Raw genomic sequence first — 9,474 nt, 5'->3', positions numbered from 1 at the left:
GTGACGGCCACGACGAGACGGGCCGCCGGATCCGGCTACCGGACCGGCGTGAGCTCCCCGGCCCCCAGCAGGCGGGTGATCCAGCGATCCAGGGGAAGCAGGTTGACCACGACGACGATCGGGACGTGCGCGAGGGCGAACAGGATGGTCGCGCCGTACGAGATCGGACCGCCGGTGAACACGTTGATGTGGGGCGCGTCGATGACCTCGGGGATCCCCACCGGGTTGGCGGCGAACCACATGAGGTCGAGGAAGCCCGAGAAGAGGATGACGACACCGGTCGCCATGATCTTCAGGCAGCGGCCCGGACTGCCGCCCCCGATCCGGTAGGCGGCGGCGACCGTGAGGACGATCGCCGGGTAGAAGAACATGTAGAGGTGCGTGTAGAAGTTGTCGCCCTGCGCGCGCGCGGCGTCACCGAAGTAGAACCAGCTGATCCGCGGGACCAGGTAGCCGGTGAAGAAGACGAACGGGATGTAGACCAGCCAGTACAGGCGCTGCGACACCCACGGGAAGAACGCGATGGCCGCGCACAGGCAGGCGAACGCGAGCAGCTTGGCCACGAGCTCACCCGCCGTCTGGGTCTCGCGCCCGTGGGGGGTGGTCAGCCAGACGAGGGCGGCGACGGCCGCCCCGGCGACCAGGAACATCCACCACAGGTGCCGGGCCCATCGGTTCCGTCCGCGAAGGACGACGTCGACGGGGTGCCCCGGTACAGTTGGGGTGACATTCCCGTCCAGAAGCGACCGGGATGACGAGCTTTCGTCACGTGCCGTCATGAGAAATCGATACCTTTTTTCCAGACGACTGGCGATTCGGGATGGTTGACGAGCTCCGCCTACGAGCCGCGGGAGCGCTCCCACTCAGTATGGCAGCAGTCTCCGCAAAGGCGCCTAAGTATATGAAAATGGGATCTTTTGGCCTCGTCTTCCCGGGGCGGATTCGCGGTCGCTCGCGAACACGCAGGTCAGGCCATATTTAAAATTCAACTTCTTAACGTATCCCTGGACGAGGAGTCCAATATGTGGGCTTCTCTCGAATGTCGCTTCCGCAACTCGGCTTTCGGACAATACGTCGTGCTTTCCGTAAGGAACGCGCGCTTCTCCGCCCGGGGCGCCGCTCCGACGCTCACCCTGCGTGATCGCCGGGACCCTCTCGCGGGTCCGAGAAGCCCAGACGGTTCGGCTCCGCCATGACCCGGCCGTAGCCGCAGCCGTAGTCCAGGACACGGGCCCCGCGGTCCACGGTCGCCAGCCGGCCGGGGTCGACGGGGTGGGTGAACGTCTTCCCGGCGCCGGCGGTGTCCCAGTAGGTGAGCGGTTCCCCGGCTCCTCCGGCCGGGTTCACGCGGTGCGCGGCAGCGGCGGCAGCGGCAACGGCAGCCCCGGGAGGCCGTCGATGCTGGTCGCGACGTGCTCCTTCTTCTCGAAGTACGCGTCGAGCGACTCGTCGGTCTCGCGCGCGAAGCGCGACGCGTGCAGCGGGCGGTCCTCCTCGTAGGTCATGAACGGGACGGCGTACCCGCAGGTGTCGCGGATCCTCTCGGCGGTCACGACGATGATCGCGCGCAGGCCGTGCGGGACCGGGTCGATGTCCGGGAAGTGGCCCATCAGCCCGGCCCAGCGCGCGTCGTCGCGGAAGACCGGCTCCCCGCGGCCGTGCACGCGCACGATGGTGGGAGGACCGTCGAAGGCGCACCACATCAGGGTGATGCGGCCGTTCTCGCGCAGGTGCGCGATCGTCTCGGCATTGCTTCCGGCGAAATCGAGATAGGCCACGGTACGTTCGTCGACCACGGCGAACGAGCCGTTCAGGCCCTTGGGTGAAAGGTTGACGGTGCCGTCGCCGTCCAGCGGCGCCGTCGCGGTGAAGAAGATGTGCTGAGCCTCGATGAAGGAACGCAGCCTGCCGTCTATCCGCTCGTAGCTCTTTCCCATGCGCCGATTGTGACAGCGCGACCGTCTCTTCCCCGGGGCGGGAGGCGGGAGTCACGCGGGGGTGGAGGCTCGGCCTCCGTCGATTTCCCGCCGGTCGGGGCCTGTTTCGTCACGCGGTCCCGCGATGACCCCATGACGAAAATCGGACCGGCGGCCGGCGGCTGCTCGTCGAGCGCGCGGCCGCGGTGACGGGCGAACCCGTGCCGAGACACCGCGTCCCCGCGCTTCGCGACGTCCCCGAGGGGGTCGTGCCTCCGGGCGCCCCGGTCGTGCTGGGCGACACCCCGGGCAGTAGCTGGGACTCCCGGGAGTTCGGCTTCGTAAGGGGTGACGAGCCGGTCGGCGTCATGGTGCGCCACCTGTCGTGAGGCGCGCAACGCCCCCGCCCGGCGCGGTTCAGGGGCGGGGTGCGGGCCGCTGCCCCGGGCAGGGTGCGCCGATGCCGATGAGAACCTCCCGGGGGGCGCCCCCGTCGACGCCGACCAGGACGGGAAGGCATCCGGCCTCGCGTACGGTGTACCCGCCGACGAAGGCGATCCACTCGTCGTCGGAGTCGCAGCGATCCACCACCACCCGCGTACCGGGCGGATCGGGACGGCCCCACTTCAGCCAGAGACGGCCGGTCATCCCTTCGGGAACGGTCAGCTCGACGTGCCGCCCGCGCCGTACGAGAAGGCCCTGCTTGGCGAACAACCCCGGGCCCCCGTCCGGCAGTCTCACCTCGGACACCTGCAGGGCACGCTCGCGCGTGTCACCCGCCGGCAGGGCCACGGCGTCACCGACGATCCGCAGATCCCCGGAGGGCGCGCGTTCGCCGCCGACCCTGGTGTCGCACCGTACGGTCCCGGGCGGCTCGGGGGTGGCGGAGGCCACGGGGGAGATCGCCGAGGGCGAGGGGGAGCGCGGGGAGGCGGCCGGCGGTCGCGCCCCGGGCTCGCCGGAGGAGCACGCGGCCACGGCCTGGAGGGGGGCGAGGGCGGCGAGCCCGGCGAGGACGGCGGTGCGGATTCGCATGCGTCCAGTGTGCCCGCCACCCGGCCTGTTCGGGCCCCCGTCCGATCGTTCCGCGGGGCCGTCCGCGATGCTTGGGAATGAAGCCGGAGTCCGGCCCGAGGCCGCCGGTGACACGGCCGCGAGACCGGCCGGTCCGAACCACCACACAGGCAAGGAGCGCCTCGTGCGAGACATCACCGTGTTCAGCGGTAGTGCCCACCCCGAGCTGGCGGCGGAGATCTGCGCCCACCTCGGGACCCCGCTGCATCCGGTCCGGGTCAAGCGCTTCGCCAACGACTGCGTGGAGGTGCAGCTGCAGGCCAACTGCCGGGAACGGGACGTGTTCCTGATCCAGCCCCTGGTCCCCCCGGTCCAGGAGAACCTCGTCGAGCTGCTCCTCATGCTCGACGCCGCCAGGGGGGCCTCGGCGGCCAGGACGACCGTGGTGATGCCGCACTACGCCTACGCCCGCTCGGACAAGAAGGACGCCCCCCGCATCTCCATCGGCGCCCGCCTGGTCGCCGACCTCCTGGTGGCGGCGGGTGCGGGCCGGGTGCTCACCATGACCCTGCACTCGCCCCAGGTACACGGTTTCTTCAGCATCCCGGTCGACCACCTGCACGCCCTGCGCGAGCTGGCCGCCCACTTCCGCCGGTACGACCTCTCCAACACCGTCATCGTCTCCCCCGACCTGGGCAACGCCAAGGAGGCGGCGACGTTCGCGCGGATGCTCGGCGTGGGGGTCGCGATGGGGGCCAAGCAGCGGCTGAGCGACGACCGCGTCGTCATCAGCTCGGTGATCGGCGACGTCGAGGGCAAGGACGTCGTCATCCTGGACGACGAGATCGCCCGCGGCACGACGGTGATCGAGTTGCTCGACCGGCTGCGCGAGCGAGGGGTCCGTTCCGTACGCGTCGCCTGCACGCACGGTCTCTTCGCCGGCGGGGCCGTCGACCGCCTCGCCGAACGGGCCGAGGTCGAGGAGGTCGTCTGCACCAACACTGTGCCCGTCCCCGACGTCAAGCCCGATTCCGTGCTGAAGGTCCTGTCGATCGCCCCGGCGCTCGCCGAGGCCATGCGCCGGATCCACGACGGCGAGTCCGTCAGCGCCCTGTTCGACGCCTGACCCGCCCCGGGGCCGCCCTCCGCGCCGGGAGGTCGCCGTCGATCGGGAGACCGCCGCCGGCGCGAAGGGACTACCCGACCGGCGCGTTCCGGGGGACATCCGGGCCGGGCGTCGCGTCCCGCAGGGGATCCCGGCCGGACGCCGCGTTCCGGGGGACATTCCGGCCGGGCGTCGCGTTCCGGCCGGGAGCGGGGCGGAGGGCGGGCCCGGTGTCGCGTGAGGTGTCGCGTGAGGCGTCGCGTCGTCCGTCGGGAGTGCGCGGGTTCCGCTCCCGGCCGGTCGCCGGGCGGTGCTCGTCGTGGAGGGGCGAGCGCCGGACGTGGACGGGGTGGCCGGGCCGGAGCAGCCGGTAGAGCGCGACGGCGTTGTGCAGCGGGACCCGGACGCAGCCGTGGGAGGCGGGATAGCGGGGGACGAGGGTGGAGCCGTGGACGGCGATGCCGCCGTTGAAGTAGACCGGGTGGAACATCGACCCCAGGATGCCGGTGGACCAGCCCGGTGCCCGCTGCCCGGCCCGGAAGTCGCCGACCGGGGTCTCGGCGAAGCCGCAGTGCCCCCTCACGCAGTACGACCGGCCCGCGCCGGTGGAGATGTGACTGACCAGCACGGGCCGGCCGCCGCTCCAGACCGTGAGGAGCTGGCGCCGCAGGTCGATCTCGGTCCGCTCGGACTCGCCGTTCCTGACCAGCGGCCTGATGGGCCGGGGGTGCAGCAGGGCCCGCCAGGTCGGCGGGTCGATCCTGTTGACCGGTCTCAGCCCGTTGGCCTTCTGAAAGGCCCAGACGGTCATGCGGAGGGCGGGGTCGTATGTGACGGAGAGGTCTCCCGAAGGAAAGCCAAGTCTCATAAGCCTTTTTCTCACGTTATATACCTCGATTCCCCTGCTTCCTTCCCTGAGGGCGGTGAACTGATCCGGCATGGGAATTCTCCGGAAGTTCGGGGACGGGTCGACCATGGCTCCCGCGGTGCCGCAGGACAGGGCCGTGAACAGGGCGAAGGCGGAGATCGCGACCAGGCGGCGGTGGATGATGCTTCGCATATGTGACGTCTATCCGCTGGCAGGATTGATTAACCCTGTAATGCCGCTTGCCAGGAAGTAAGAGTTATACCGCCGCGTGCGACCGCATGATCGTCGTAGGGGAATTGTCATCACAAAAAAGACATGTTCGCATTGATATCGATGCAGTGATGTCAGGGGGAGAGGACGGGCCACGCTCAGGGACGAGGCGCCTCGACGGGTCGCGTGTAGCGGACCGTCCGGTCGACGACCCGGAAGCCGAGCGCCTGGTACAGCCGGGCGGGCACCGGGTACCCCGCGTCCCCCCGGGGCTGGACGATCGCGCTCGCCGCTCCCGTCCGCCCGAGCCGGTGCAGCGCGTACAGGCAGACCGCGCGGGCCAGCCCCCGCCGGCGGAAGTCCCGGTGCGTGCCGACCGGCTCCAGCTCCCCGACACCGTTCACGTCGTCCGGCCAGATCAGGCAGTACGCGGCCAGGCGTCCGTCTGGTGCCTCGACGACGCAGTCCAGCTCCGGCAGGTACGGCCACGCGCGCATGACGGCGCGATAGCTCTCCTCGGTGACCGAGGAGGGGGCGAACGCCGACCGGTGGACGGCCACCCGCCCGGCCACGTCCTCCTCGCCGCGCACGTGGCGCGCGGTGAAACCGTCCGGAATCTCCGGCTCAGGCAGGTCGCGCAGGTCACGCCACATGCGTACCTGGAAGGGGGCGTCCGCGGGTCCCGGCCGGTAACCGTGCCGGACCAGGGTCGCGGCGAGCCGCTCCTCGCCCGACAGGATCGTCACGGCCGTCTCGCCCCCGAGACCGCTCCCGAAACCGCCCCCGGAACTCATCCCGTGGAACCAGCCGAGCACCTCGTCGGCCAGCTCGGGGTGCCCGGGATGCACGAACAGCTCCAGCTCGCCCGGGGGCGACGCCCATCCCCAGGCCAGCGTCTCGCCGTCGCGTTCCCAGAGCACGGTCGGCCACTCGGCCTCCCGGCCCACGTGCTGGAACCTGCTCCAGGCCAGACCGCCGACGTGCGGCCGGGCGGCCGCGTGCCAGGCGGCCCGTACGAGATCCTGCATCCTCCGCAGGTCGGCGGGGCCCGCGTAGGGGCGCGCGACGACGTTCCGCACCGTGTCCGATGTCCTTCCCGTGGGAGGGCCTCCCGGCGAACGGCGGTGCGCCGCACCGCCGCCCCCGCATTCTTCCGCCCACCGCCCCGGGGTGCACCCGGGTATCCCCGGCCCGGGCATGCCCGCTCGCGTGCGCGGGAGCACGGCGTCACTCCGGGCCTTCCCACCTCGCGAGCCGGTCGGCCCGGCGTGAACCGTACAAGATCATGTCTTGTACGGCTCACATGCGTGTGGCTATAGTGCAACTTGCCATAAAGAAGTGCGCACTATTCGATGCCGATGAGGAGGATCATGGCGCGGGGGGAGGATCTGGCCGGGTTGACCGTGCTCGCGCTGCTCTCGGTCAGGCCGAGCCATCCCTACGAGATGCACCGGTTCGTGGTGGACACGCACAAGGACTACCTGACCGGCCTGCCGCGCAGCCTCTACCACGCGGTCGACCGGCTGGTCAGGGACGAGCTGATCGTGCCCGCCCACACCGGCAGGGAGGGGCGGCGGCCCGAGCGCACGGTCTACGAGCTGACCGGCGAGGGCAGGGCTGAGCTCGCCACCCGCCTGCGCCGGCTGCTGGAGGAGGTGGGGCCCGGCGCCCTCGCCTTCACCGCGGCGCTCTCCATGGCGGGGTGCCTGCCCCCCGCCGAGGTGGAGCGGGCGCTGCGCGGCCGGGCCGCCGTCCTGGAGGGGAGGGTCGTCACGGCCACCGAGACCCTGCGCGGGCTGATCGAGGGCGGCCTTCCGCCGATCCTGCTGCTGGAGGTCGAGTACGAGCACGCCCTGCGCTCGGCCGAGCTCGGCTGGGTGCGAGGACTCCTGGCCCGGCTGGAGTCGGGCGAGGTCATCTGGGACGGCGCCGGCAACCGCGAGCTGCTCGGCGGACCCCCGTGAACGAAAGGGCCGCCGGCAGGCGGCCGTGAACGCCGGCCGGGTGCGCCAACACCCGGCCGGCGGAGAAAGCACCGAACCGACCGCGAGGCGGCCGTCCCGGACTCCCGAACCCCCAGGATAGGCCCCTCGCCCATCGCGAGGAGAAGACCCATGTCCACACCCGTACCCGCAGACGCCGGGATCCGCGACCTGCTCGACCGCCTGACCGCGGCCTGGAACGCGGGCGACGCCGACGCCTACGGCGAGCTGTTCACCGAGGACGCCGACTACATCACCTTCTTCGGGCTCCGCCTGACCGGCCGCCAGGCCGTCACCGAGGCGCACCGTGCCCTGTTCGAGGGACCGCTCAGGGGCTCGCGCCTGACGGGCGCCTCCTCGGGGCCGGACGGGGCCGACATCAGGCCGGTACGGCCCGACGTCGCCGTGGTGATCTTCGCCGGTTCCGTGGCGGGGGCCGACGCCCCGCCCGACCCCGCCCGGGACTCGATCGTCACCCTGGTCGCCGTACACGACGACGCCTGGAGGTTCACCTCCTTCCAGAACACCCGCCGGACCTCGCCGTGAGGTCCGCCCCGCTGTTCGAGGCGGCCGGGGTCGTCGGGGCCCCGCCCGGCCGGGTGGGACGGCTGGTGCTGACCGTGCGTCCCGGGCCGGTCGGCCCGGACAACCTCTGGCTGCTCACCGCGCACGGCGGCGTCGTCTCGGGCGGGCCGGAGCGGTTCACCCTCGCCACGCCGGCACACTCCACGACCGTCGAGCTGGGCGGGAACGGCGGGGACACCATCGCCTTCCAGGGCGGGTGGTGGTACCGCGGCGAGTACACCGTCGCGCCGCATCCCGAGGGAACCCTCCTCACCCACCGGGTACGCAACGTGGCGACCTGGATGCGGTGGGGCGTCCCGCTCGCCAACCGCTTCTTCGTCGGATTCCGGCGCGACACCCGCGAGGGGTTCGCCGAGGGGCTCCGGCGGATCGGCGACGAGCTGGGGTGTCCCGCGCGCCTGCTCTGAGCACGCAGGGGTCCCGCCGGAAGCGCGGGGTGTCCCGCCGCCTGCTCTGAGCACGCAGGAGGCCCGCCGCGAGTGCGGGGACGGCCCGCGTCAACGGGACAGGCCCGGTTCCACCGCGGGGAACCGGGCCTGGAGCCACGCGCCGGGGGACTCCGCGACCACGCGCAGGCCGCCGCCGTGCCCTGCCGCGATGTCCCTGGCGATGGCCAGCCCGAGCCCCGACCCGCCCGCGTCCCTGTCCCTGGCCTCGTCCAGGCGGGTGAACCGGTCGAAGACCGCCTCGTGGTGCTCGGCGGGGATGCCCGGCCCGTCGTCGCGCACGTCGAGCACCACCTCGCCCGCGTCGACGGCCAGCCGGACGACGACCGTCGCGTCGGCGTGGCGCACGGCGTTGTCCACCAGGTTGGCGACCACGCGGCGCAACCGCCCGGCCGAGCCGAGCACGACCGCGTCGGCCGCCACCTCCAGCCTGACCTCGACCTCCGGCCTGGGCCGCGCCCGCGCCGCCTCCTCGGCGGTGACCTGGCCGACGTCCACCTCCTCGGCGGGGACGGGCTCACCGGCGTCCAGCCGGGCGAGCAGCAGGAGGTCGGAGGTGAGCGCCTGGATCCGGTCCACGTCGGTCAGCGCCTCGGCCGCCGCCGGTCCCGGCGGGGCCAGCTCCAGGCGGGTCCGCAGGACGGCCAGCGGGCTGCGGAGTTCGTGGGCGGCGTCGGCGACGAAGCGCCTGTGCCGCTCGACCGCGACCTCCAGGCGGTCGAGCGTACGGTTCATGGTCTCGGCGAGGCGGGCGATCTCGTCGCGTGCCGGTGGCACCGGGACCCGCCGGTGCAGGTCGCTGGCGGTGATGTCGGCCATCTCGGCGCGGATGGCCGAGACCGGCGCGAGTGCCCGGCCGACGGCCAGCCAGGTGAGGACGGCCACCAGCAGGAGCAGCGCGGGAACGCCGGGGATCAGCAGGCCGCGCAGGGCCCCCAGGGCGTCGTCGGCGGCCTCCAGCGAGGCGCGGGCCTGCACGACCATCACGCCCCCGGCGGTGTCCACCGGCATCGTGACGAGGGCGAAGGACTCGCCGGGCGCCCATCGCGTCACCTCGTCCGCCCTGGCCGGGCGCGCGCTCTCGACGAAGACCTTGACGTCGGGGTCGAGGACGGGAGGCTCGCCGGACCCGGTGGTGCCGCTCACCACGAGGTCGTCCCGCACGACGCCGGTGGCGAGCACGTCGGCGGTGGCGTCGGCGCGGCGGGCGGCCTCACCGGCGGCGCTGCGGGTCAGGCTCCCGTTCAGCACCCCGACGAGCACCGCCGCGGCCACACCGAGCGCGACCGCGACGATGGCCGTGGCGGCGAGCGTCGCGCGGAGCCGTACCGACAGGTGCGAGGCCATC

General features: G+C 72.4%; 12 protein-coding genes. 5 read left to right on the top strand and 7 right to left on the bottom strand.

Annotated elements, in window-relative coordinates; all coding sequences use genetic code 11:
- Positions 1 to 35 precede the first annotated feature (35 nt).
- From ACLQ2R_RS03980 to ACLQ2R_RS03970, 3 genes are all read right to left on the bottom strand, one after another.
- Complete coding sequence (locus ACLQ2R_RS03980; protein ID WP_425957891.1) at positions 36 to 650, bottom strand: hypothetical protein; 615 nt, start codon at positions 648 to 650, stop codon at positions 36 to 38.
- 478 nt (positions 651 to 1,128) lie between these two features.
- The gene (locus ACLQ2R_RS03975) at positions 1,129 to 1,347 is read right to left on the bottom strand and encodes a hypothetical protein (RefSeq protein WP_425957890.1); all 219 of its coding nucleotides are present in this window, start codon (positions 1,345 to 1,347) and stop codon (positions 1,129 to 1,131) included.
- A complete protein-coding gene (locus tag ACLQ2R_RS03970; protein ID WP_425957889.1) occupies positions 1,344 to 1,937 on the bottom strand; it encodes a pyridoxamine 5'-phosphate oxidase family protein in 594 nt (197 codons plus the stop codon). Before ACLQ2R_RS03970 ends, ACLQ2R_RS03975 begins: the two co-directional genes overlap by 4 nt.
- Positions 1,938 to 2,137: 200 nt before the next feature.
- Here ACLQ2R_RS03970 and ACLQ2R_RS03965 point away from each other — a divergent pair, with 200 nt between their 5' ends.
- Positions 2,138 to 2,305 carry a S26 family signal peptidase gene (locus ACLQ2R_RS03965; RefSeq protein ID WP_425957888.1) on the top strand — a complete coding sequence of 56 codons (168 nt, stop codon included), beginning with the start codon at positions 2,138 to 2,140 and terminating at the stop codon, positions 2,303 to 2,305.
- A gap of 28 nt (positions 2,306 to 2,333) precedes the next feature.
- On the opposite strand, the gene ACLQ2R_RS03960 is transcribed toward ACLQ2R_RS03965, so the two are convergent.
- Positions 2,334 to 2,951, bottom strand: coding sequence for a hypothetical protein (locus tag ACLQ2R_RS03960; protein WP_425957887.1), 618 nt, complete (start codon positions 2,949 to 2,951; stop codon positions 2,334 to 2,336).
- Between the two features lie 163 nt (positions 2,952 to 3,114).
- Here ACLQ2R_RS03960 and ACLQ2R_RS03955 point away from each other — a divergent pair, with 163 nt between their 5' ends.
- Positions 3,115 to 4,056: a ribose-phosphate diphosphokinase gene (locus tag ACLQ2R_RS03955; RefSeq protein WP_425957886.1), complete on the top strand. Its 942-nt coding sequence runs from the start codon at positions 3,115 to 3,117 to the stop codon at positions 4,054 to 4,056.
- Between the two features lie 70 nt (positions 4,057 to 4,126).
- On the opposite strand, the gene ACLQ2R_RS03950 is transcribed toward ACLQ2R_RS03955, so the two are convergent.
- On the bottom strand, positions 4,127 to 5,095 hold the full coding sequence (locus ACLQ2R_RS03950; protein WP_425957884.1) for a L,D-transpeptidase family protein: 969 nt from the start codon (positions 5,093 to 5,095) through the stop codon (positions 4,127 to 4,129).
- A 176-nt stretch (positions 5,096 to 5,271) separates the two neighbouring features.
- Positions 5,272 to 6,192 carry a GNAT family N-acetyltransferase gene (locus ACLQ2R_RS03945; RefSeq protein ID WP_425957883.1) on the bottom strand — a complete coding sequence of 307 codons (921 nt, stop codon included), beginning with the start codon at positions 6,190 to 6,192 and terminating at the stop codon, positions 5,272 to 5,274.
- 291 nt (positions 6,193 to 6,483) lie between these two features.
- Here ACLQ2R_RS03945 and ACLQ2R_RS03940 point away from each other — a divergent pair, with 291 nt between their 5' ends.
- From ACLQ2R_RS03940 to ACLQ2R_RS03930, 3 genes are all read left to right on the top strand, one after another.
- Positions 6,484 to 7,077, top strand: coding sequence for a PadR family transcriptional regulator (locus ACLQ2R_RS03940; RefSeq protein ID WP_425957882.1), 594 nt, complete (start codon positions 6,484 to 6,486; stop codon positions 7,075 to 7,077).
- A 150-nt stretch (positions 7,078 to 7,227) separates the two neighbouring features.
- Positions 7,228 to 7,641, top strand: a complete 414-nt coding sequence (locus ACLQ2R_RS03935) for an SgcJ/EcaC family oxidoreductase (RefSeq protein WP_425957881.1) — start codon at positions 7,228 to 7,230, stop codon at positions 7,639 to 7,641.
- Positions 7,638 to 8,087 carry a hypothetical protein gene (locus tag ACLQ2R_RS03930; RefSeq protein WP_425957880.1) on the top strand — a complete coding sequence of 150 codons (450 nt, stop codon included), beginning with the start codon at positions 7,638 to 7,640 and terminating at the stop codon, positions 8,085 to 8,087. Before ACLQ2R_RS03935 ends, ACLQ2R_RS03930 begins: the two co-directional genes overlap by 4 nt.
- Before the next feature lie 90 nt (positions 8,088 to 8,177).
- Here ACLQ2R_RS03930 and ACLQ2R_RS03925 read toward each other — a convergent pair whose 3' ends face one another.
- On the bottom strand, positions 8,178 to 9,473 hold the full coding sequence (locus tag ACLQ2R_RS03925; protein WP_425957879.1) for a sensor histidine kinase: 1,296 nt from the start codon (positions 9,471 to 9,473) through the stop codon (positions 8,178 to 8,180).
- Position 9,474 lies beyond the last annotated feature (1 nt).

The organism is Streptosporangium sp. DT93 (assembly GCF_049844535.1).
Classification (GTDB): domain Bacteria; phylum Actinomycetota; class Actinomycetes; order Streptosporangiales; family Streptosporangiaceae; genus Streptosporangium.
This window is presented reverse-complemented; position numbering and strand designations above follow the sequence as displayed.